Origin of the sequence: Paraburkholderia sp. DD10 (genome assembly GCF_049177125.1) — a bacterium.
GTDB classification, from domain to species: Bacteria; Pseudomonadota; Gammaproteobacteria; order Burkholderiales; family Burkholderiaceae; genus Paraburkholderia; species Paraburkholderia terricola.
This window is the reverse complement of the sequence record NZ_CP185392.1, coordinates 1,733,814-1,756,065: the sequence shown is the minus strand read 5'-3', so window position 1 is coordinate 1,756,065 and position 22,252 is coordinate 1,733,814. Positions and strand designations below refer to the sequence as shown.

Annotated in this window: 22 protein-coding genes; 14 read left to right on the top strand and 8 right to left on the bottom strand. The window is 65.5% G+C overall.

The window, feature by feature from the left end; translation table 11 throughout:
• The first annotated feature begins 395 nt into the window (after nucleotides 1-395).
• From ACOCG7_RS07985 to ACOCG7_RS07970, 4 genes are all read left to right on the top strand, one after another.
• Nucleotides 396-1,514: a porin gene (locus ACOCG7_RS07985; protein ID WP_073428495.1), complete on the top strand. Its 1,119-nt coding sequence runs from the start codon at nucleotides 396-398 to the stop codon at nucleotides 1,512-1,514.
• A 234-nt stretch (nucleotides 1,515-1,748) separates the two neighbouring features.
• On the top strand, nucleotides 1,749-2,198 hold the full coding sequence (locus ACOCG7_RS07980) for a sugar dehydrogenase complex small subunit (RefSeq protein ID WP_083082424.1): 450 nt from the start codon (nucleotides 1,749-1,751) through the stop codon (nucleotides 2,196-2,198).
• 2 nt (nucleotides 2,199-2,200) lie between these two features.
• Nucleotides 2,201-3,823, top strand: coding sequence for a GMC family oxidoreductase (locus ACOCG7_RS07975; protein WP_073428441.1), 1,623 nt, complete (start codon nucleotides 2,201-2,203; stop codon nucleotides 3,821-3,823).
• Nucleotides 3,824-3,825: 2 nt separating this feature from the next.
• Complete coding sequence (locus tag ACOCG7_RS07970; protein ID WP_421375034.1) at nucleotides 3,826-5,121, top strand: c-type cytochrome; 1,296 nt, start codon at nucleotides 3,826-3,828, stop codon at nucleotides 5,119-5,121.
• A gap of 99 nt (nucleotides 5,122-5,220) precedes the next feature.
• Here the strand turns inward: ACOCG7_RS07970 and ACOCG7_RS07965 are convergent, their stop codons facing one another.
• Nucleotides 5,221-5,487 (bottom strand): hypothetical protein, encoded by a 267-nt coding sequence (locus tag ACOCG7_RS07965; protein WP_073428440.1) that lies wholly within the window; start codon nucleotides 5,485-5,487, stop codon nucleotides 5,221-5,223.
• A 317-nt stretch (nucleotides 5,488-5,804) separates the two neighbouring features.
• Between ACOCG7_RS07965 and ACOCG7_RS07960 the strand changes: the two genes are divergently transcribed.
• Nucleotides 5,805-6,050: a DUF6723 family protein gene (locus ACOCG7_RS07960; protein WP_073428439.1), complete on the top strand. Its 246-nt coding sequence runs from the start codon at nucleotides 5,805-5,807 to the stop codon at nucleotides 6,048-6,050.
• 55 nt (nucleotides 6,051-6,105) lie between these two features.
• Here ACOCG7_RS07960 and ACOCG7_RS07955 read toward each other — a convergent pair whose 3' ends face one another.
• Nucleotides 6,106-6,342, bottom strand: coding sequence for a hypothetical protein (locus ACOCG7_RS07955; protein ID WP_073428438.1), 237 nt, complete (start codon nucleotides 6,340-6,342; stop codon nucleotides 6,106-6,108).
• 173 nt (nucleotides 6,343-6,515) lie between these two features.
• Between ACOCG7_RS07955 and ACOCG7_RS07950 the strand changes: the two genes are divergently transcribed.
• The 5 genes from ACOCG7_RS07950 to ACOCG7_RS07930 all read left to right on the top strand — a co-directional run bounded on the left by ACOCG7_RS07950 (nucleotide 6,516) and on the right by ACOCG7_RS07930 (nucleotide 11,552).
• Nucleotides 6,516-6,788, top strand: a complete 273-nt coding sequence (locus ACOCG7_RS07950; protein WP_073428493.1) for a hypothetical protein — start codon at nucleotides 6,516-6,518, stop codon at nucleotides 6,786-6,788.
• A gap of 53 nt (nucleotides 6,789-6,841) precedes the next feature.
• Nucleotides 6,842-7,012: a hypothetical protein gene (locus ACOCG7_RS07945; protein ID WP_167363277.1), complete on the top strand. Its 171-nt coding sequence runs from the start codon at nucleotides 6,842-6,844 to the stop codon at nucleotides 7,010-7,012.
• A gap of 420 nt (nucleotides 7,013-7,432) precedes the next feature.
• The gene (locus ACOCG7_RS07940; RefSeq protein WP_073428435.1) at nucleotides 7,433-7,978 is read left to right on the top strand and encodes a cupin; all 546 of its coding nucleotides are present in this window, start codon (nucleotides 7,433-7,435) and stop codon (nucleotides 7,976-7,978) included.
• 358 nt (nucleotides 7,979-8,336) lie between these two features.
• A complete protein-coding gene (gene tkt, locus ACOCG7_RS07935; RefSeq protein WP_421375031.1) occupies nucleotides 8,337-10,421 on the top strand; it encodes a transketolase in 2,085 nt (694 codons plus the stop codon).
• A gap of 189 nt (nucleotides 10,422-10,610) precedes the next feature.
• Entirely contained in the window at nucleotides 10,611-11,552 is a 942-nt protein-coding gene (locus tag ACOCG7_RS07930; protein WP_073428433.1) for an NADP-dependent oxidoreductase, read from the top strand.
• A 54-nt stretch (nucleotides 11,553-11,606) separates the two neighbouring features.
• On the opposite strand, the gene ACOCG7_RS07925 is transcribed toward ACOCG7_RS07930, so the two are convergent.
• A complete protein-coding gene (locus ACOCG7_RS07925) occupies nucleotides 11,607-13,928 on the bottom strand; it encodes a PAS domain-containing sensor histidine kinase (protein ID WP_227470543.1) in 2,322 nt (773 codons plus the stop codon).
• A gap of 287 nt (nucleotides 13,929-14,215) precedes the next feature.
• Nucleotides 14,216-15,118 carry a YihY/virulence factor BrkB family protein gene (locus tag ACOCG7_RS07920; protein WP_073428431.1) on the bottom strand — a complete coding sequence of 301 codons (903 nt, stop codon included), beginning with the start codon at nucleotides 15,116-15,118 and terminating at the stop codon, nucleotides 14,216-14,218.
• A 188-nt stretch (nucleotides 15,119-15,306) separates the two neighbouring features.
• Here ACOCG7_RS07920 and ACOCG7_RS07915 point away from each other — a divergent pair, with 188 nt between their 5' ends.
• Both ACOCG7_RS07915 and ACOCG7_RS07910 read left to right on the top strand, forming a co-directional pair.
• Nucleotides 15,307-16,500 (top strand): ligase-associated DNA damage response exonuclease, encoded by a 1,194-nt coding sequence (locus ACOCG7_RS07915; protein WP_073428430.1) that lies wholly within the window; start codon nucleotides 15,307-15,309, stop codon nucleotides 16,498-16,500.
• The gene (locus ACOCG7_RS07910) at nucleotides 16,497-18,185 is read left to right on the top strand and encodes an ATP-dependent DNA ligase (RefSeq protein WP_073428429.1); all 1,689 of its coding nucleotides are present in this window, start codon (nucleotides 16,497-16,499) and stop codon (nucleotides 18,183-18,185) included. The genes ACOCG7_RS07915 and ACOCG7_RS07910 overlap by 4 nt, the downstream gene beginning before the upstream one ends.
• A gap of 45 nt (nucleotides 18,186-18,230) precedes the next feature.
• On the opposite strand, the gene ACOCG7_RS07905 is transcribed toward ACOCG7_RS07910, so the two are convergent.
• Both ACOCG7_RS07905 and ACOCG7_RS07900 read right to left on the bottom strand, forming a co-directional pair.
• Nucleotides 18,231-18,899 (bottom strand): UdgX family uracil-DNA binding protein, encoded by a 669-nt coding sequence (locus tag ACOCG7_RS07905; RefSeq protein ID WP_073428428.1) that lies wholly within the window; start codon nucleotides 18,897-18,899, stop codon nucleotides 18,231-18,233.
• A 65-nt stretch (nucleotides 18,900-18,964) separates the two neighbouring features.
• The gene (locus ACOCG7_RS07900; RefSeq protein ID WP_073428427.1) at nucleotides 18,965-19,522 is read right to left on the bottom strand and encodes a DUF4142 domain-containing protein; all 558 of its coding nucleotides are present in this window, start codon (nucleotides 19,520-19,522) and stop codon (nucleotides 18,965-18,967) included.
• A gap of 271 nt (nucleotides 19,523-19,793) precedes the next feature.
• Here ACOCG7_RS07900 and ACOCG7_RS07895 point away from each other — a divergent pair, with 271 nt between their 5' ends.
• Both ACOCG7_RS07895 and ACOCG7_RS07890 read left to right on the top strand, forming a co-directional pair.
• Nucleotides 19,794-20,252 carry a response regulator gene (locus ACOCG7_RS07895; RefSeq protein ID WP_083082420.1) on the top strand — a complete coding sequence of 153 codons (459 nt, stop codon included), beginning with the start codon at nucleotides 19,794-19,796 and terminating at the stop codon, nucleotides 20,250-20,252.
• 310 nt (nucleotides 20,253-20,562) lie between these two features.
• Nucleotides 20,563-21,429: an SDR family oxidoreductase gene (locus ACOCG7_RS07890; RefSeq protein WP_073428425.1), complete on the top strand. Its 867-nt coding sequence runs from the start codon at nucleotides 20,563-20,565 to the stop codon at nucleotides 21,427-21,429.
• Between the two features lie 106 nt (nucleotides 21,430-21,535).
• Here the strand turns inward: ACOCG7_RS07890 and ACOCG7_RS07885 are convergent, their stop codons facing one another.
• Nucleotides 21,536-21,769 (bottom strand): DUF2795 domain-containing protein, encoded by a 234-nt coding sequence (locus ACOCG7_RS07885; protein ID WP_073428424.1) that lies wholly within the window; start codon nucleotides 21,767-21,769, stop codon nucleotides 21,536-21,538.
• 13 nt (nucleotides 21,770-21,782) lie between these two features.
• Nucleotides 21,783-22,214, bottom strand: a complete 432-nt coding sequence (locus ACOCG7_RS07880) for a CBS domain-containing protein (protein ID WP_073428423.1) — start codon at nucleotides 22,212-22,214, stop codon at nucleotides 21,783-21,785.
• Nucleotides 22,215-22,252 lie beyond the last annotated feature (38 nt).

Below are 22,252 nucleotides of genomic sequence, written 5' to 3'. Positions count from 1 at the left end.
ATCTTAGCCGGCGCAGCTTTCGTTTCGCATCGAGGTCGCGGCGCCAATTTCATTGCCGCCGTGAAAGTCGAGTACGCCGTCCGCAAAAGTTTATTGCGTAAAAGGGCTAGTCCGTCCGGCGTGTATCACCTATAGTTCCGCGACCAACTGTGTAGTTTTACAACATCGTCATCGCGAGCCGGTGCGAATCACGCGTGGAACCGGCTTCGTCCGGTGTGCGCGGCAAGTCAATGCGCATGCCGTTGAACCGCCCGCGCGAAGCGCCGAAACGCCAATCCGGCAGATGTTCTGCAGCCCTCGCAGCATTGAAATCGCAGCATGGCGCGTCGAGTAGTTTTTATTCACGCCGCCGCCCGCATCGCCCCTACATTGCGACAGAAAACTCACTCAGGATGATGAGACTACCAACGAAATTAATCACTGCCGTCGCGTTGGCGAGTCCGCTGGCCGCATCGCTCGCTCACGGTCAAACGAGCGTGAGCTTATATGGCCGTCTCGACGGCGGCGTCGAATATCTGAATCACATCAATAATGGTTCGGGCGGCAGTGCGAGCCGATGGAGCGCGGAAGGCGGCGATTGGGGCACCAGTATGCTGGGTCTCAAAGGCACGGAAGATCTCGGCGGCGGATTGAACGCGATCTTCAATCTGGAAACGGGCTTGCAGGTCATGAACGGCACCACCAGCGGCGGGCGGCTATGGTCGCGGCGCGCCTTCGCGGGCCTGAGCAGCAAGCAGTGGGGCACGTTGCAGGCCGGGCGCAACCTCTTCATCGACAGCGACGGCGTATGGGAATTCGACCCGTTCGTGCAGCAGGCGTTTTCATCGGCCTCGCTCGTGCGCGGGCGCAACTGGCAGCAAACCAGCAATAACGTCGAGTATCACAGCCCGGTGTTCCGGGGCTTCGACGTGCAGGCGCAATACGCGTTCGGCAATCAGCCGGGCGCGTTCAACAGCGGCGCCAGCGGCGAGTTCGGCCGCTCGGACGGCATCATGCTGACGTATCACTCGCCGCTCTTCGACGTGCGCGGCATCTACGACGAACTGCGCGACAGCAATGGCCGCTTCAGCAACATCTTTCAGAGCTCGCGCGAATATTTCGTGGGCGCGAACGTGCATGTCGACGCGGTGAAGATTCAGGGCGCCTATACGCATTACTCGGCGCCCGACTCGCCGGCGGGCGTGGCCGACAGCGCCGATCACTACTGGCTCGGCGCGACCTACAACGTCCAGCCGCGCTGGGCGGTGACGGCGGGCGGCTACTACGTGAAGGTCGGCGACGGCGGCGGCGATGCCGCGCACGACCCCTCCGGCCACGCGATGATGTACGTGCTCGGCACCACCTACAACCTGTCGAAGCGCACCTTCCTGTACGGCACGGTGGGCTATGTGCGCAACAGCGGCAACGCGAATTTTTCGCTCGAGGCGTCGCCGCGCGACGCGGCGAACAATACCAGCCCGCTCGTTGGCGAATCGCAAACCGGCGCGTATGTCGGGATGCTGCATCAGTTCTGAAGCGCTTCTCGCGGCGTCAGCCGCGACCTCCGCGGTAAGCCGGGCAACACCGCATTGCCCGCTATCAGCATTGAAAAAACGCATTGAAAAACACGCTTCGAAAAACACATTGAAAACGCCTCACAAAAACGCCTCACAAGGGATAACCAACAATTGACTCCACACGACTCTCACGGAGCGTCCCACCCGGACGCTTCCCTCGGGGCCGACGCCGCGCGCGGTGAGCCGTCGGCGATGACGCGCCGTCGCTGGCTCCAGGGCGCGCTGGCCATCACGGCGGCGGGCCTCACCGGCTCCCTCACACTCAAGGCGCTCGCCGACGATTCGTCCGCCGCCCCCCTCGACGCCTTCATGACCCTGTCGCAAGCGCTGAGCGCGAAGTCCGGTCTCGATCGCGAGGTCGGCACGCGCCTTCTCGCCGCGTTGCAAAAGTCCACGCCGGATCTCGCGCGGCAATTGCCGAAGCTGGCGGGCGCGCTGGCCTCGAACTCCGCCGACGCGGCCCAGCAAGCGCTCGCGCTGAAGATCATGGAAGCGTGGTATCTCGGCACGGTCGACAACGTCGTGATCACCTACGAGCAGGCGCTGATGTTCGAGGTGGTCTCCGACACGCTGATCATCCGTTCCTACTGCCCCAACAAGCCCGGTTTCTGGGCGGCTAAACCGATCGAAAGGCAAGCTTGAGCATGGCCGATAAAGCACAACAAACCAGCCAGGCCGATGTCGTCGTCGTGGGCTCCGGCGTGGCGGGCGCGATCGTCGCGCATCAAATGGCGCTCGCGGGCAAGTCCGTGATCCTGCTCGAAGCCGGGCCGCGCATGCCGCGCTGGGAAATCGTCGAGCGCTTTCGCAATCAGACCGACAAGATGGATTTCATGGCGCCGTATCCGTCGAGCCAATGGGCGCCGCATCCCGAGTACGGTCCGCCCAACGACTACCTGATCCTCAAGGGCGAGCACAAATTCAACTCGCAGTACATTCGCGCGGTGGGCGGCACGACGTGGCACTGGGCCGCGTCCGCATGGCGCTTCATGCCGAACGACTTCAGGATGAAGACCGTGTACGGCGTGGGCCGCGACTGGCCGATGCAATACGAGGAACTGGAGCCGTACTACCAGCGCGCCGAAGAGGAACTCGGCGTATGGGGCCCGACAGACGAGGAACTCGGCTCGCCGCGCAGCCAGCCGTATCCGATGGCGCCGCTGCCGCTCTCGTACAACGAGCAGACCATCAAGAGCAAGCTCAACGCATTCGACTCGCGGTATCACGTCGTGACCGAGCCGGTCGCGCGCAACAGCCGTCCGTACGACGGCCGCCCGACCTGCTGCGGCAACAACAACTGCATGCCGATCTGCCCGATCGGCGCGATGTACAACGGCATCGTGCATGTGGAAAAGGCCGAGCAGGCCGGCGCGAGGCTGATCGACAACGCGGTGGTGTACAAGCTCGAAGTCGGCGCGGACAAGCGCATCGCCGCGGCGTTGTACAAGGACCCGCAAGGCAACGAGCATCGCGTGGAGGGCAAGTATTTCGTGCTCGCCGCGAACGGCATCGAGACGCCGAAGATCATGCTGATGTCCACCAGCCACGATTTTCCGAACGGCGTGGGCAACAGTTCCGACATGGTGGGCCGTAATCTGATGGACCACCCCGGCACCGGCGTCACGTTCTACGCGGACGAAAAGCTGTGGCCGGGCCGCGGCCCGCAGGAAATGACCTCACTGATCGGCTTTCGCGACGGCGCGTTTCGCGCCACCGAAGCCGCCAAGAAAATCCACCTGTCGAACCTGTCGCGCGTCGATCAGGAAACGCGCAACATTTTCAAGCAAGGCAAGCTGATCAAGCCGGCCGAACTCGACGCCCGGATTCGCGACCGCTCGGCGCGTTTCGTCGAATTCGACTGCTTCCACGAAATCCTGCCCGCGCCGGAAAACCGCATCGTGCCGAGCAGGACCGAGACGGATGCGATCGGCATCCCGCGCCCGGAGATCACCTATCGCATCGACGATTACGTGAAGCGCGGCGCGGCGCATACGAAGGAGGTCTACGCCAACGCGGCGAAGGTGTTGGGCGGCACGGACATCGAGTACCAGGACGATTTCGCGCCGAACAACCACATCACGGGCGCGACGATCATGGGCAGTGATCCGCGCGATTCGGTGGTCGACAAGCATTGCCGCACCTTCGACCACCCGAACCTGTTCATCTCCAGCAGCGCGACGATGCCGACGGTGGGCACCGTCAACGTGACGCTGACCATTGCCGCCCTGGCGCTTCGCATGGCCGACCAGTTGAAGAAGGAAGTTTGAACGTGCTGAAAAAAACCTTTTTCTGGCTGCTGGCCGGCGCTCTGGCTCTGCCCGCATTCGCGCATGCCGATACGTCGGCCAACGCGGTAAACAGCAACGACACGGCGCTGATCAAGCGCGGCGAGTACCTCGCGACGGCCGGCGATTGCATGGCCTGCCACAGCACGGCGAAGGGCAAGCCGTTCGCCGGCGGCCTGCCGCTCAAGGTGCCGATGCTCGGCACGGTCTATTCGAGCAACATCACGCCCGATCCGCAAACGGGCATCGGCACATGGACGCTCGCTGATTTCGACCGCGCGCTGCGCCGTGGCGTCTCGAAGGACGGCCACAATCTGTATCCGGCCATGCCCTACGTGTCCTACGCAAAGGTCAGCGACGACGACGTGAAGGCGCTCTACGCGTACTTCCGCTACGGCGTCGCGCCGTTGAACGCGGCCACGCGCGCGAGCGACATTCCGTGGCCGCTCAACATGCGCTGGCCGCTGACGGTATGGAACTGGCTGTTCCTGAAGAGCGGCCCCTACGAAGCCAGGCCGAACCGGAGCGCCGAATGGAATCGCGGCGCGTATCTCGTGCAAGGTCTCGCGCATTGCAGCACCTGTCACACGCCGCGCGGCTTCGGCATGCAGGAGAAGGCGCTCGACGAGACCGGCGGCGGCTTCCTCGGCGGTTCGGTGCTGGCGGGATGGGACGGCTACAACATCACTTCCTCGGCTGACAGCGGCATCGGCGCGTGGACTCATGCGCAGCTCGTGCAGTATCTGCAAACCGGCAGCGTGCCGGGTCTCGCGCAGGCCGCCGGGCCGATGGGCGAAGCTGTGGAGCACAGCTTCTCGAAGATGACCGGCGCCGACATCGACGCGATCGCAACCTACGTGCGCACGGTGCCGGCGGTGAGCGACGGCGGCACGCGCTCGCGCAGCGCGTGGGGCAAACCGTCGACGGACGTCGCGCGTTTGCGCGGTGTCGCGTCGAGCGACGGTACGCTCGACCCGGCGCGCCTGTACCTCGGCAATTGCGCGACCTGCCACCAGGCGCACGGCAAGGGCACACCGGACGGCTACTATCCGCCGCTATTGCATAACTCGACGGTGGGCGCATCCAACCCGGTCAATCTCGTGCAGGTGATTTTGCACGGCGTGCAGCGCAAGACCGCGGACAGCGATGTCGGCATGCCGGCCTTCGCGACGCAGTTGAACGATGCGCAGATCGCCGCGCTCACCAACTACGTGACGACGCAGTTCGGTAATCCGTCGACGACGCGAGTGAGCGAGAAGGACGTCGCGAAGCTGCGTTGAGATTGAAGTTGAAGTTGAAGCGAGCGTGAATCGGTCGATATCGATTCACGATGTGTGCGGCATTTGAAAGGCGCGCCGGTTCGATCCGGCGCGCCTTTTCTATTGCCGATCGGCGAGCCCGCATGAAGTGCGGCTTCGCAAGTTGCGAGCGCGCCGCAATCGGCCGGCTCCGGCCGGGCTCGCGCGCATGGGCGGCGGCTTGACGGGTGGATCGCCTTCGGGCGGATCGTGCGAGGGATCATCCTCGGGCGTGGGCGGCGGATCGGGATCGATGTTCGGCGGCGGCGGCGTTTCGGGATCGATTTCCGGCGGCGTCGGTACATGCAATCGCAGCCTCCGCATCGAGCGCGTGCTGGGCAACTTCATGGTCTACCTCCGTGACGTGCGGTCGGGCTCGCGTTGACGTCCGGTGCCGGGGACCGGACTCGAACCGGCAACACGAGCCAGGCGGATTCGATGTCCGCACTCTGTCTCGCAACCCTCGTGCCATAGCGGCTATAGCGCGATCGCCACGCTAGATAAGGCATCGGCTCGCTAAGGCATCGGCTCGCATCGCGTGGAACACGTGTTGCTGGAAACCCCATACGCGGTGCGGCTCGCCTATTCGTCCGAACCGTTCGCACGAACCGCGCCGCCCACGATAACGTGACGCGCCGAAGGTGCAGGGATAAGGGAAATCACACATGGCGCGACATAAGGCCGACGTTGCCGACGACGATTTCGAGATCTACGCGAGCTATCACGGAACCGGCGACGGCCGCTACGTGGGCGGACTAAAGGTCGTCAGGAAAGCGGACCGGAAGGTGCTGTTTCCGTTCGACGGCGCGCCGGAGATCGGCCCGTATGCGACCGCCGACGAGGCGCGCCGCGCCGCGATCGACTACGGTCGCGAGATCGTGGCCGCGGATCGCGCGGCTCCTGAGAAGTGATACGTTGCGCGCCGCGTCGAAGCGCGGCCCCGCTGGCCGCCGTTCAAACCGGCATTCAAGGCATCCCGCCGAGCGACGGCGAGATGGTGCTGTCGCGGCCGGGATCGTCAGGACGCTCGCCCGGCGGCGTGGGCCGCACCGACACAGGCGGATGGCTCTTATAGCAGTTGTCGATCGAAGTATCGGCGAGGCAGCGCTGGAACGCGTCGGCGTCGCTCTTCTGCGTGAACGTGTACACCGTTCGTTCGACTTGCACCTCGTTATCGGACACGCGAATCGTCATGATGCTCATGAGGATCTCCTTTTTACAAAAAACGACTACGGACCTCCCTCGTTTTATGCCGCAACAGCCGTGCCAGGTCGCCGCGTTAACGCTGCACGGCACGCATCGCGGAGAGGGACCGGATGTTGCTGCACTGCCAATGGAGCCGATTCGAGGAGGGCGAGATGCGCGATACGCACGATATGCACGATACGCACGACAGCAAATCCGGCCAGAGCCGCAATGCACCCGGCGCGGCATCCGATGCGAAGCCGCGCGCGAAGCCGAGCGGCACGCAGTACGTCGAGCCGAGTCCGCTAGGCATCGAGCCGGTCGAGCAAACGGACGTGGCGAAGCAGACCAATCCGCGGCGTTCGAGCGAGCGTCCGAAGCAAACCGCGGAGGTGCCGCTTGGCACCGGCGAGCATGCGGAACCGCCGGGCGGCGGCGGACACGCGTCGCACCGCAAGAGCTGACACGCCGGCGCGGCGCGCCGTCGCATGCAGGCAAACACCACATGGAGAAACTGATGCAACAGGACAACGAGCCGCTCAATCCCGGCGACGAAGCACCGCCTGACGCGCCCGGCGTGGGCGAGGACATCTGCCGCGCCTGTCACGGCACCGGCAAGGTGGAAGGGGAGCAATGCACCGTATGCGGCGGCACGGGGAAAGTGCTGCAAGGCATCGGCGGCGGCTGAGGGCGCAGTGACGCGCGGACCGCGCCGGTTGATGTGACCGGTTTGCAGCCCGGTTTGCAAATCGGTTTGCAAATTTCACTGGCGCGGCAATGCAATCGTGCAGTCCAGCGGCGCGTGAACTCGCAGGTGTTCGCGCGTCGCGCGTTCGCGCGCGGTCAGGCCTGCTTTATGCGGCGCGGCAACGGTTGCGCGCGCACACCCCGCGTGATGCGAATCGCGCAAGCGCACGAGGACGCACGGCCGCAAGTCGCAACGCGCGGAAGCTCATGGCGCAATGCGCCACGAGGTCCGTAAGCTTGCGATCCGCGCAAGCGCCATCGCGCGTAGCCGAACTCGACGCGTAGACCGAACTCGACCCGGACTCCCAGCCGACCCCCGAGAGCCAGCGCGCCACCGCATCAGCACGCACAGGAGCTAACCATGTTCAACGATTCGAAGCACGGCTTCGACGCGGTCAAAACCGAGTACGAAGCCTTCATGCTGGAACCGCACGACTGGGTGCCGAACAACCGCAAGCTGCCGGTCGTGATTTATCGCCACGCGCTGTCGCCGCACACCGGCGATCTCGCCGCGGCCTTCGAGATCCTCTTCGAGCGCAACGAATGGCCGCCGCAATGGCGCGACCGCATTTTTGACTACCACCATTTCCACGCGACGGCGCACGAGGTGCTCGGCGTCGCCGACGGCTCGGCGGAAGTCATCGTGGGCGGACCAGGCGGCAGGCTGGTGACGATCGCCGCGGGCGACGCGCTGTTGCTGCCCGCCGGCACCGGCCATTGCATGCAATCGTTCGAGCGCCAGTTCAAGGTGGTGGGCGGCTATCCGCGCGGCCAGCAGTGGGACATTCGCCGCGAAGCGCTCACACCCGACGAACAGGCGGTCATGGACGCCTTGCCGTTCCCCGCGATGGACCCGGTCGACGGCAAGCATGGCCCGCTGCTCGAACACTGGCTGCACGCGGCTTGATGCGGGCGGAAATCGCCTGGCGCGTAAGTGAAGGACAGGTGAAGGGAGAAGTGAAGGCGCGGGACATCGCGCAGGCCGAGACAATGCCGAACGCGGATCGCAGCGACCGCCCCAGGCCGCGAGCCGTCTGAAAGACCCGGCGCCGATCATCGAACGAACGCGGTGCCGCATGTCACGCACGCTGCGCATTTCGGCGTATCGGCGCATCATCGGCGCATCACACCCGCATCTACACCGCGCATCACACCCGTAAGCCGGCCGCGGCGCCTCGCGCGTGCTTCCACGAACACGCCGCGCCGAACGCACCGACGCCGCGCATGCCGGCCAGGTTCTCAATCGCCGAACAAGGAGTGTCCTCATGCAAAACGATCCCGCCCTCGATCAGTTGTGCATCAACACGATCCGCACGCTATCGATGGACGCCGTGCAAAAGGCCAATTCCGGCCACCCCGGCACGCCGATGGCGCTCGCCCCGGTTGCCTATCATCTGTGGCAGCACCATTTGCGTTATGACCCGGACGAGCCGCTGTGGCCGAACCGCGACCGCTTCGTGCTGTCGGTGGGGCATGCGTCGATGCTGCTGTATTCGCTGCTGCATCTGGCCAACGTCAAGGCCGTGGACGAGCACGGCAAGCCGACCGGCTCGCCCGCCGTCTCGCTCGACGACATCGAGCGCTTTCGCCAGATCGACAGCAGGACGCCCGGCCACCCCGAATACCGGATGACCACCGGCGTCGAAACCACGACGGGACCGCTCGGCCAGGGGCTCGGCAACAGCGTCGGCATGGCGATGGCGGGGCGCTGGTACGAGAACCGTTTCAACAAGCCCGATGCGCCGCTGTTCGATTACCGCGTCTATGCACTGTGCGGCGACGGCGACATGATGGAAGGCATCTCGCACGAAGCCGCGTCGCTGGCCGGTCATCTGAAGCTGTCGAACCTGATCTGGATCTACGACAGCAATCGCGTGACCATCGAAGGCCACACCGATCTCGCCTACAGCGACGACGTGGAGAGCCGGTTTCGCGGCTACCAGTGGCACACGCTGCATGTGAACGACGCGAACGACGCCGCCGCGTTCGAAGCCGCGCTGGTGGAGGCGAAAAGCGTCACGGACAGGCCGACGCTGATCGTGGTCAACAGCATCATCGGCTGGGGCGCGCCCAACAAGCAGGACACCGCGGCCGCGCACGGCGAGGCGCTCGGCGTGGACGAAGTGGCGCTCGCCAAGAAGTTCTACGGCTGGCCCGAGGACAAATTCTTCTACGTGCCGGATGGCGTGCACGAACGTTTCGCGCAAGGCATCGGCGCGCGCGGCAAGGCGGCGCGCGAGCAATGGCAGGCGCGATACGACGCGTATGGCAAACAGTATCCCGAGCTGTCGCGCGAATTCGCGCAGATGCAGGCGCACGAGTTGCCCGAAGGCTGGGACAGCGGCATTCCCACCTTCGACGCCGACGCTAAGGGCGTCGCGTCGCGCGAATCGTCGGGCAAGGTGCTGAACGCGATTGCCGCGCGCGTGCCGTGGATGATCGGCGGCGCGGCCGACCTCGCGCCGTCGACCAAGACCAATCTGAAGTTCGAGGGCGCAGGCAGTTTCGAGCATGACAACTATGGCGGGCGCAATCTGCACTTCGGCATTCGCGAACATGCGATGGGCGCGGTGGTGAACGGTCTCGCGTTGTCGAATCTGCGGCCGTTCGGTTCGACCTTCCTGATTTTCAGCGACTACATGAAGCCGCCGATCCGCCTCTCGGCGATCATGGAAGTGCCGTCGATCTACGTGTTCACGCACGATTCGATCGGCGTCGGCGAGGACGGTCCGACGCATCAGCCGATCGAGCAGCTCGCGTCGCTGCGCGGCGTGCCGGGGCTGACCGTGCTGCGTCCCGGCGACGCCAACGAAGTAGCCGAAGCCTGGCGCGTGGCGCTGTCGAATCCGCGGCGGCCGTCATGCATCGTCGTGTCGCGCCAGCCGTTGCCGACGCTCGACCGCGGCCGCTATGCATCCGCCGAGGGGGTTAGGAAGGGCGCGTATGTGCTCGCCGACGCGCCTCGCGGTGAGAAGCCGCAGGTGATGTTGCTGGCCACGGGCAGCGAACTTTCGCTATGCGTCGACGTGTACGAGAAGCTCAGGAGTGAAGGCATCGCGGCGCGCGTGGTGTCGATGCCGTCGTGGGATATTTTCGAGCGTCAGGACGCGGCGTATCAGGACTCGGTATTGCCGCCCGACCTCGACGCGCGCGTGGCCGTCGAGCAGGCCGCGACGCTCGGCTGGGACCGCTACGTCGGGCGGCTCGGCGCGCAGGTGGTGATGCATACGTTCGGCGCTTCCGCGCCGCTTGCCGATCTGAAGAAGAAATTCGGCTTCACGCCGGAGCGCATCTACGAGGCCGCGAAGCAGCAGATCGCGCGCGTGCAGTCGAAGCGCAGCCAGGAGTAGGGGCGATAGCGTGGTGCGATGCGTGCGCTCGCGCGAGACCGCAAGACCGTAAGCCCGCTGCAAGGAACGGGGTTTGCGCGGTCCGTGAGATGAACCACGGGCCGCGCAAGCGCCGCGACACGCACACGCACACGCACACGCACACGCACCACCGCGTCATGCGACGACCCGCCTTGCAAGGAGCCACTCATGAGCCAGATGCGTGCCTATCGTATTCACCGCTTCGGCGGTCCCGAAGTGTTCATCGCCGAAGCGATCGACGTGCCCGAGCCGGGCGCGAATGAAGTGCTGGTGCGCGTGCGCGCGGCCAGCGTCAATCCGGTCGACATCAAGACGCGCGAGGGCCAGTACCCGGCGATTCGCGAAGACAAACTGCCCTATACGCTCGGCCGCGATTTCGCCGGCGTGGTCGCGCGCGCGGGCGCGAATGTGAAGGACTGGCGCGAGGGCGACGAAGTCTATGGTTTCGTCGGCCAAGGGCAGGGCGCGTATGCGCAGTTCGTCAAGGTGGATCGAGGCGCGCTCGCGCGCCGTCCGTCAACGATCGATTTCGTCACCGCGGGCGCCGTGCCGCTCGCCGCGCTCACCGCGTGGCAAGGTCTGTTCGATCACGGCTGTCTCGAAGCCGGCGAGCGCGTGCTGATTCATGCGGGCTCGGGCGGCGTCGGCCACTTCGCCGTGCAGTTCGCCAAGGTCAAGGGCGCGGAAGTGTTCGCCACGGCTTCCGGCGACGGCGTCGAATTCGTGCGCGCACTCGGCGCGGATCACGTGATCGACTATCGCGCGCAGCGTTTCGAGGACGCCGCGCGCGACGTCGACCTGGTGTTCGATCTGATCGGCGGCGAGACGCAGCGCCGCTCGTGGACGGTGCTCAAGAACGGCGGCGCGCTGATCTCGACGCTCACGGAACCCTCGCAAACCGAGGCCGCCGATCGCGGCGCGCGCGCCGAGCGCTACACCGCGCAGCCGAACGGCAGACAGCTCGCCGAAATCGGCGCGTTGATCGACAAGGGGCGTGTGCAGGTGAAAACGGCCGGCACGTTCCCGTTCGACGCGGCGGCCGAAGCGCTTGCGCGGCTCGAAAAGGGCCACGTGCGCGGCAAGCTCGTCATCGACGTGTCGGGCGCTTGAATGGGGCGGTGAGGCGATGAGACGGTAAGGCATGCGCCGAAAGCCCGCAGCCGATCAAGCCGATTGCCGCGTCATCACCCGTTGCAACTCGCGCGGATCGACCGGCTTGGTGAAATGATGGTCGAAGCCGGCCGCCACCGCGGTTTGCTTGTCCTGCTGCTGGCCCCACCCGGTCACCGCGATCAGCAGAATATCGGCTTCCTCGTGTTCGTCGCGAATGCGCCGCGCCACTTCGTAACCGTTCAGCAGCGGCAAGCCGATATCCAGAATCACCGCTTGCGGACCGAACTCGCGGATCAAGGCCAAGCCGGCCATGCCGTCGCCGGCGGTCCGAACCTCGTGGCCTTCCAGTCCGAGCACCATCGCGAGGCTGTCGGCGGCGTCCGCGTTGTCGTCGACGATCACCACGCGCAGCGCGGCCTGAGGCGCCGTCTCGAGCGGCGCGCCGTCGCTCGCCTCGGCCGGCGCGTGCGAAAGCGGCAGGCGGATCACGAACTCGCTGCCGGTGCCGGGTCCGCTGCTGAACGCCGCGACCGTGCCGCCGTGCAGTTCGGCGAGGCCGCGCACCAGCGCAAGCCCGATGCCGAGGCCGCCTTGCGAGCGATCGAGCGCCGGCGCGAGTTGCGAGAACATTTCGAACACGCTGCCCAGATGCTCGGGCGGAATGCCGATGCCGGAATCGCGTACGACGATCACCGCCTGGTCGCCCTCGCGTTCGGCGGCGAGCGAGATGCTGCCGCCGGGCGGCGTGTATTTGGCCGCGTTGTTCAGCAGATTCAAAATCATCTGCGACAGGCGCGTGGGATCGGCGTCGAGATACAGCGGCTCGCGCGGCAACGTCACGCTCAAATGATGCGACGAGGCCTGCACGGTGGGCCGCGCCGCTTCCATTGCCGATTGCATCGAGCGCGCCAGTTCGAGCCGCTGCTTGCGCAATTCGAGCTTGCCCTGCGTGATGCGCGAGACTTCCAGCAGATCGTCCACCAGATGCGTCATGTGCTGCAATTGCCGGTCGAACACGTCGCGCGACCAGTTCAGTTGCGGATCGGCGAATTCCTTCAGGCGCAAGATTTCGAGCACGTTGCGCATCGGCGCGAGGGGATTGCGCAATTCGTGCGCGAGCGTGGCGAGAAATTCGTCCTTGCGGCGATCGGCTTTCGAGAGTTCGAGATTCAGCCGCTTGAGTTGCTGCTCCGCGCGTCTGCGTTCGGTAATGTCGCGGTTCACGCTGACCGCGCCGTAAACGTCGCCACGCGCGTTCGCCAGCGGCTTGACGACGGTTTCGCAGACCCCGCGCGAGCCGTCGCGCCGCACGAACGGCAGTTCGCTGCGCCACGTGCCCTCGGCGGCGAGCGCGGCGAGCGCTTCGCGGCGAATGCGCAGCGCGTCTTCCGGCGGGTGGAACATCGAGACCGGCTTGCCGAGAATCTCGCCCATGCGATAGCCGAGCATGCGCTCGCCGCCCACGTTGAAATCGGTGATGTTGCCGCGCAGATCCGTGATCACGATCGCGTCGCTCAGGTGCTCGAAAATCGCCGCCTGGCGCAGCAGCACGGTCTGCGCTTCCTTGCGCTCGGTAATGTCGATGCCGAGGCCGTAGATGGTCAGCGGCTCGCCGCGTTCGTCGTAAGTGGCGCGGCCGCGGCCTTCCATCCAGCACCAGTCGCCGCTCGCATGCAGGAAGCGGAATTCCGCGACGTAATCGTCGCCGCTTGCCACCGCCCGGTCGACGGCCTCGTTCAGCGCGGCGAGGTCGCCCGGATGAATCAGTTCGAAAAAGCCGCCGCGCATGTTGGCGAAGCGCCCCTCGGCGTATCCCGCGAGCGCTTCGAGTTCGCGGCTCCACCAGAACTTGCCCGACTTCGGCTCGTGCGACCACGCGCCCATGCGCGCGCCGCGCATCGCGAGACTCAGCACGTCGCGGCTTTCCTGCAACTCCTTGCGCGCCAGTTGATGCGCGGCCACCGACGCCTCCGCGTTGCGGCGCGCCAGCAGCAATTCCTGTTCGTACTTGTGGCGATCCGCGACGACCAGCACCGCGACTTCGAGGTAGCTCGCGTCGCCATGACGGCGGCGCACCGCGTTGAGCAGCATCGGCACCGTATGGCCGTCGCGATGCATCATGTTCAGCTTGATCTCGGCGACCGAGCCCTGCGTGCGCAGAAGCGGCGCCCAATGCGTCTCGTAGAGCACCTTGCCGCCGCTGCTCAGCAGGTCGCCGATGCGGCGGGTTCCCGCGAGCTGCCCGGCGCCATAGCCCAGCCAGTCGCAGAACGTGGCGTTCACGCGCAGGATGAGGCCGTCGGGATCGGCGACGAGCAGGCCGCAGGCGGCATGCTCGAACAACGCATCGGCGGACGGCAAGGGCGGGTCCATGCTGTGCATCGCGTTACCCGGACAGCATGGTTCTGCCGAAGCCATGCTCAAGCACCGTGACGCGCTCGTCGCTGCCCGAAACCGGTATGTCGCTGCACTGGGGGATGCTCATGGTGGGTCCTGAGACGTGCAGGGAATAAAGCATGCTCGATCCTGGAACGTGCACGGAATAAAACGTGAATGTAGGAGACCCGCGCGAGACCACGCGAGGCCCGGCATTCGCGGAATGTTACCGCAGTCTTGCCGATCCGCGAGGCGCGTCGGCGGTGAGGCGCGCTGATCGCCAGTCAACCGGTCTTGATGCGCGGCTGCGGCGCGTCCGGCGGTTCCAGCCCGAAGCGCTCGTATTGCGAAATCACCTGGGCGCCGAACAGCAGCAAGGTCGCCAGCCATTCGAGGCTGAACAGGATGACGATCGCCATCGTCAGCGACCCATACACCACGCTCACCTGCGAGAGCGTCGCGAAGTACCACACCAGCACATGCCGCGTGATTTCCCACAGGAGCGCCGCGACGATCCCGCCGAGCAGCGCATGCTTGAGCGAGGGCCGCCCGACCGGCATCACCATGTAGATCGAGGTCAGCACGAAAATCTCGCCGGCGAGGCCGAGCAGATACAGGACGACGCGCGAGAATCCCTGCAACGAAACATGCGTGCCGAACAGATCGACCGCTTCGGCCCCCATCACGTCGAGCCCGCTCGACACGAGCGTGACGATCAGCGAGCCCACGCCGAGAAAGAGAATGTAGCAATAGGGCAGCAGCGCGGAAAGCAGGAAGTGCCGCCGGCGGATCACCACGCGATGCACGAAAATCAGCGACATCGCGTTTTCCAGCACCGTAAAGGCGAGCGAGCTGAAGAAGAGCATCGTCAGGAACAACACCCAGCCGACCACCTCGCGGTGCGCCAGGAAATGGGCGAGTTCGCGCACCAGCGCGCCCGATTGACCCGGCACCAGCCATTGCAAAAGATGACCCAGCGCGGTGAGCAACGTGTGCTCCGGCACCACGCGCGACAACGCGATCACGATCAGGATCATCAGCGGCACGATCGACAACAGCGCGTAATACGCCACCGCGCCGGCGAGCAGCAAGCCCTGATTCGCGCGAAATGCCTTCAGCGTTTGCAGGACGAAGGTGCCGGGATGTTTCGCCACATACAACGCGTGTTCGTCGATGATGGTTCGCATGGTCGCTCACGACGCGCGTCGCGGAGCCCGCCGACATGCAGCGGGTGCGGGCGCGCTTGTTGTCGTACCGTAAGCAAGAACGCAGCCATCCCGCGTGGCTGAACTCGACTCGCGTGACATCAGTCGCGGGAATGCGATTTGCTGCGCCTTTCATCGACCTTGCCTGGAGTCTGTCGGAATCCCATACATTGAACAACGCGTCTGACAAGCCGGAAAACCCGCACGATCCCGACCTCGTGGTCGCCCGGCCAGAAGGTTTGTACTGCCCGTGCGGCGACTTTTATATCGATCCCTGGCGGCCGGTCGAGCGGGCGGTGATCACGCACGCCCATTCCGATCACGCGCGCTTCGGGCACCGTCATTACCTTGCCTCGCAAGCGGGCGCGAACGTGCTGCTGTGGCGCTTGCCCGGCATCGCGCTGCAAACGCTCGCCTATGGCGAGCGGCTCGACTTCGACGGCACGACCGTCTCGCTTCACCCGGCGGGACATGTGCTGGGTTCGGCGCAACTCAGGATCGAGCACAAGGGCCGCGTGTGGGTCGCATCGGGCGACTACAAGCTCGACCCCGATCCGACCTGCGCTGCGTTCGAGCCGGTGCGCTGCGAGACGTTCATCACCGAGTCGACGTTCGGTTTGCCGATCTATCGTTGGGACGCGCCGCAAGCCGTGTTCGACGGCATCGATTCATGGTGGCGTCACAACGCGTCGCAAGGACGCGCGTCGGTGCTGTTCTGCTATTCGTTCGGCAAGGCGCAGCGCGTGCTGGCGAGCGTCGACGCCGCCATCGGACCGATCTTCTGTCACGGCGCCATCGCGCCGCTCAATCGCGCGTATCGCGAGGCGGGCGTGCGCTTGCCGCCGGTGCGCGTCGTCGGCGAAATAGCGGCGAGGGACAAGGCCGCTTTCAGGCAGGCGTTGATCGTGGCGCCGCCGTCCGCGCAAGGCAGCGCATGGCTCAGGCGTTTCGGCGACTATAGCGACGCGTTCGCGTCGGGCTGGATGCGCTTGCGCGGCGCGCGGCGCCGGCGCGGCGTCGATCGCGGCTTCGTGCTGTCGGATCACGCCGATTGGCCCGGCCTGCAAAGCGCGATTCATGCGACGGGCGCGGGGCGCGTCATCGTCACGCATGGCTCGGTCGAGCCGATGGTGCGCTGGCTGCGCGAACAGGGTCTCGAAGCAGGCGCGTTCGACACGCAATACGGAGACGACACGGTGGAGGCCGACGCCGCGGGCGGCGACGAAACGGCCGCGACGAGCGGCGCCTCGCCGGTGGAAGCCACACAAACCACGCAAGCCACACAAGCCACACGAGATGACACGCCGAACGCGGCCGATCTCGAAGCCCGACCCGCGGCCGACAACACGACGAGCGGCCCATGAAACGCTTCGCCGCCCTCTATACCGCGCTCGACGCGACCACCTCGACGCGCGACAAACTCGAAGCGCTCAACAGCTATTTCTCGGCGGCCGAACCGGAGGACGCCGCATGGGCGTCGTACTTTCTCGCCGGCGGCAAGCCGCGTCAATCGGTGCCCACGCGTCTGCTGACCGAAATCGCCCGCGAGCGGGCCGGCTTGCCGCCGTGGCTATTCGAGGAGTCGTATCACGCGGTGGGCGATCTCGCCGAAACCATCGCCCATATCCTGCCGCCCGCGCAACGCAGTTCCGAACTCGGCCTCACGCAATGGATCGAGCAACGCGTGCTGACGCTTCGCGGCCTCGCGCCGGAGGAATTGCGCACGCGCTTGCTCGGTTACTGGGACGAACTCGATTGGGGCGGACGGTTTCTGCTGACCAAGCTGATCGGCGGCGGCTTTCGGGTCGGCGTGGCGCGGCAACTCGTGGTGCGCGCGCTCGCGGAAGTGGCGGGCGTCGACCATAAACGGATCGCGCAACGCATGGTGGGCTGGACCGACTCGCGGCAGAAACCCGACGCCGCGCGTTATCTGCGCCTGATCGCTCCGGAGAGCGGCAGCGAAGAGGCGCGGCAAGGCCTAGAAGCGCATCATGCCGCGCATGACGACGATGCGGGCTTGCCTTATCCGTTCTTTCTCGCGCATCCGTTGCAGACCGACCCGGCGACGCTCGGCGAGCCGATGCAATGGCTGATCGAATGGAAGTGGGACGGCATTCGCGCGCAACTCGTCAAACGCGCGGGCCGCGTGTGGTTGTGGTCGCGCGGCGAGGATCTGATCACGGAGCGCTTTCCCGAGGTCACGGCGCTCGGCGACGCGTTGCCCGACGGCTTCGTGATCGACGGCGAGATTCTCGCGTGGGAGCCCGGCGCGACGGCGCCGTTGCCGTTCGCGCGCCTGCAACCGCGCATCGCGCGTAAAACGCTGACGAAAAAAGTGTTGGCCGATTCGCCCACCACCTTGCTCGCCTACGATCTGCTCGAAGCGCAGGGCGATGATCTGCGCATGACGCCGCTCGTCGAGCGGCGCGCGCGCCTCGATGCGCTGGCCGCTTCCGTCGACGGCAGCCTGGCGCGCGATCTGTTGCGCGTGTCGCCGCTGGTGCGCGCGTCCGATTGGCAAACGCTCGCCGCGCTGCGCGCAGAGAGCCGGACGCGCGGCGTCGAAGGCTTGATGCTCAAGGCGCGCGATTCGATGTACGGCGTGGGCCGCACGAAAGCCTCCGGCACATGGTGGAAATGGAAGATCGATCCGTATGCGGTGGACGCGGTGCTGGTCTACGCGCAGCGCGGTCATGGCCGGCGCGCGAGTCTCTATACCGACTTCACCTTCGCGGTGTGGGATGAAGCGGACGGCGTGCGTACCCTCGTGCCGTTCGCGAAGGCCTATTCCGGTCTCACCGACGAGGAAATGCGCCAGGTGGATGCGATCGTGCGCAAGACCACGGTCGAGAAATTCGGCCCGGTGCGCAGCGTGACGCCCACGCTCGTGTTCGAAATCGGCTTCGAGGGGATTCAGGCGAGCCCGCGTCACAAGTCGGGCGTGGCGGTGCGCTTTCCGCGCATGCTGCGCTGGCGCACCGACAAGCATATCGACGACGCCGACACGCTGGCGATGCTGAAGGGCTTCATCGACGATCGCGCGCAATAAGTGCAATAAGCGCAGCAAGCGGCAAGCATCGCTTTCGTACCACGTTCACACCAGCTTGCCCGCTTGCCGCAGCGCGTCGACAATCGCCGCGAAGGCACGCTCGCGGGTTTCCGGATCGGGCGCGCGCAACGCAAACGAAGGGTGATACGTCGCCACCACGCTGTACTCGCCATGCTTGATCGGCCGGCCCAGCACGTCCTGCATGCGGACGTTCTTGTCCTCCAGCACGGCCTTCAACGCGGTGACGCCCAGCGCCACGATCACGCGCGCGCCGGTGGACTGCAATTCCTTTTCGAGCCAGTAAGCGCAGGCGTCGATCTCGCGCTGGGCCGGCGTCTTATGCATGCGCCGCTTGCCGCGCGGCGTCCATTTGAAATGCTTGACCGCGTTGGTCACATAAACGTCATGCCGCGCGACGCCGGCCTGCTCGAGCGCGTGATCGAGCAGCGCGCCCGCCGGGCCGACGAACGGCTTGCCCGCCAGATCTTCCTTGTCGCCGGGCTGTTCGCCGACGAGGATGATCGGCGCATGCTTCGGCCCCGCGCCGGGCACGGCTTGCGTCGCGTTTTTCCATAGCGCGCAGCGACGGCACGCGTCGAGCGACCTGGGTTGCTGATCCGGTTGCACGTCCGCGGCGGCGTCCGCTGTGCCCGAGGCGTCTGCATCGGCACCCGCGGCGGTGGAGCGCGATCGTCCGGATTTCGAGGTGGGCATGATGAGCTTCGAAGCGTTCGAAAGACGCCAGCGCGATCGACCGCGCCGGCGTCGCGTATCGCGTGTTACGGCGCCGTGACGTTCTTCTTCTTCGCCAGGTCCTGCGCCATCTGATAGTGCTTCTCGATTGTCGGCAAGGCCTTTTGCGCCGCGCTCTTCAGCTTCGCATCCTGGCCGTTGGCGATTTCGTCCTGAAACGCGGACACCGCTTCCTTATGCCCCTGCAAGCCGACCTTCTGAATGTAGGCCGTATCGAACTCCGCGCCCTTCAACGGACGCAGGCTGTCGAGAAGGGCCGTGTCGGAGTTGTCCTTCGGCACGCTCACGCCGCGCGGCGCGGCCATCTTGAGTTGCACGGTCAGCTTCGTATGATCGGCCGCCATGTGGCCGGCGAATTTCTTCACGTCGCCATCGCTCGAGCGGCTCATGGCGAGTTTCGCGGCGTCGATTTCGGTTGAACTCGACATCGACGCGGCCTGGACGAATTTCTTGTCCGCTTCCGGCAGGGGATTGGCTGTCGTCGTCGAGGCGGCTTCGGTTTGTGCGTGGACCGGAACGGCGAAAACAAGGGATTGCGCGATGCACGCGGCAAGGGCCGCGTGCACGATGAATGTGCGTTTCATAAGAACTCCGAGGTGAGATCCGGTGCCGGCGGGCGATGGATCGACATGCGCAAAACAGCAAACGCCGTTCCCCGCGTTGCGCTATGGTGGTGTCGTGTGCCTCGTGGGACCGTGTACCGGCTGCGCGCTGCGAGACCGTGTCGGAAAACAGCGGACGTTGCGCGGCAAGCGGCCTGGTTCGCCGCGCTGCGGGAGCGAATCTTGCACCGCTCGCGCAGGTTGCTCGAGCGCCGCTCGAGCGCGACCGAAGAACAAGCACAGGGAGAAGACAGTGACGCTCGACCGAGGAATGGACAACAGCGACGACGTGGTGGTCTGGCGGCCTATCCAGTACGCGATGGCCTCGCACCGGCGCGTGCTGGTGGTGGACGACTACCGCGAAGCGGCCGACGCGTTGCAAATGCTGCTGAACGCCGACGGCTTCGAGTGCCGCGCACTCGAAGATCCGCTCGCGGTCTGCGAGATGGCTTGCGAATGGCAGCCCTTCGCGGTGGTCCTGGACATCAAGATGCCGGACCTGGACGGGCTCGAACTGGCGCGCCGCCTAAGGGCCGATCCATTGACCGCGCATATGCTGCTGATCGCCTGCACCGCTTTCGCCTCGCGCGACGACCGGGCGCGCGCGCGAGCCGCGGGTTTCGACGCCCACTGCGCGAAGCCGTTGACGCCGGAACGCCTGCTGCGGGTACTCGAATCGGCGGCCGCGCTGCATGCGGCCGGGCCGCCGTAAAGTTGCGCAACGTTTGAAAAAACGCATGGGCACGCATGCGAGCAGTAGCCGATTCATGCACGACCACAACGTCGATATGCCGGCCCGGTTGGACACTTCGCCACCAACGCGGCACATCCCGGCGCGCTTCTTCACACTTCGCGGCACATTTCGCGGCACACTTCGCGACGGCATACCCTTAGGCAAAAACCCCTGGCTCGAAACGCATCGTGCGCGATCCCTCGCGGGTCCGTGGGTTGCTGCGTGCAACACAACGGCCGCGCCGGTTCACGACGCGCCGCGCCTCTTCATTCGCACTCTGGAGATAGCCATGACCGACACGCAACGTCCCACGCCACCGTTTCCCAGGCAGCAACAGGATCACACGCCCGGCACCACGGCGGAAATGAAACCGCAGCCCGACCACGGCGAAAAATCCTATAAAGGCTCGGGCCGTCTCGCCGGCAAGGCGGCGATCATCACGGGCGGCGACAGTGGCATTGGCCGCGCCGTGGCGATCGCGTTCGCCCGCGAAGGCGCGGACGTGCTGATCTCTTATCTCAACGAAGACGACGACGCGCGCGAAGCCGCGCGCTGGGTGGAAGAGGCGGGCCGCAAGGCGGTGCTGCTGCGCGGCGACATCACGAGCCCCGAGCATTGCGAGGAGATCGTCAGGCGCGCGGTCGAGGCGTTCGGCCGGCTCGATGTGCTGGTCAACAATGCCGCGTACCAGATGAGTTACCCGTCGCTCGACGCGATCAGCGACGAGGAGTGGGACAAGACCTTCGATACCAACATCGGCGCGATGTTCAGGATCACGCGGGCGGCGGTCAAGCAGATGAAGCCCGGCGCCTCGATCATCAACACCACGTCGATCAACGCCGATCATCCGAACCCCGGCTTGATCGCCTATGCGACCACCAAGGGCGCGATCCAGAACTTCACCGGCGGGCTCGCGCAATTGCTGGCCGAGAAGGGCATACGCGCGAATTGCGTGGCGCCCGGGCCGATCTGGACACCGCTGATTCCGTCGACGATGCCCGCCGAGAAAGTCGAGAAATTCGGCCAGCAGGTGCCGATGAAGCGCCCCGGTCAGCCCGCCGAACTCGCGGCGGCCTATGTGATGCTCGCCTCCGATGACGCCAGCTACATTTCCGGCGCGACGATCGCGGTCACCGGCGGGTCGCCCATTATTTAACTGGCTTGCGCATTGCCGCAGCATGGCGGCATGAAGAAAAAAACCGGCGCATCGCCGCATGACGATGCGCCGGTTCTGTTTTTATCAGCCTGGTGCCGGGTCCAAGCTACTGCGTGCGCGACAGTTGCTTGGAAACCGCGGCCGGGCTGTCGTAGTTCTTATCCGGCAACTCACCGACGAGATCCACGATGTCCTGGTTTGCGCCGTTGCTGCGTGCGGCTTCCACCAGTTTTTCGCGCGTCGTCGGATAGTCGACACCGTGCAGCGCCTTTTGCACCTCGATCGGATTCGGCTGGCCGGGATGCCGATGGTCCTGCGAGTGACTGGGATGCTGTGCCATGTGTCTCTCCTTCTCAGTGCATGCGGGGTTGCGAAACGCCTTCGAGCGTGTTGGCGACCTCGTCGCGCGACGCGCTGTCGGCCCGCGTGGCGATGTCGCCGAGCGACAGCGCGCCGACCAGGTTCTTGTCGTGATCGACCACCGGCATGCGGCGCACCTGCGCGGTGGCCATGCGTTGCTGGACGGCGTCGACGTCGTCGTCGTCGAAACACCATTGCACATCGGTGCTGGCGAAATCGCGTACCGGCGTGTTCGCCGGGCAGCCGGTGGACAACGCGCGCACCGCGAGATCGCGATCGGTGATCATGCCGATCAGCCGATGGTTCTGGCACACCGGCAACGATCCGACGTCGTAGCGCCGCATCAATTCCGCGGCATGCTGAATGGTGTCGTTGGGTGTCACATTGACGACGTCGCGCGACATGATTTCGTGGACGTGATGCATGGATACCTCCTGAACGAGTGGAGTGTGAAGCGCATGGC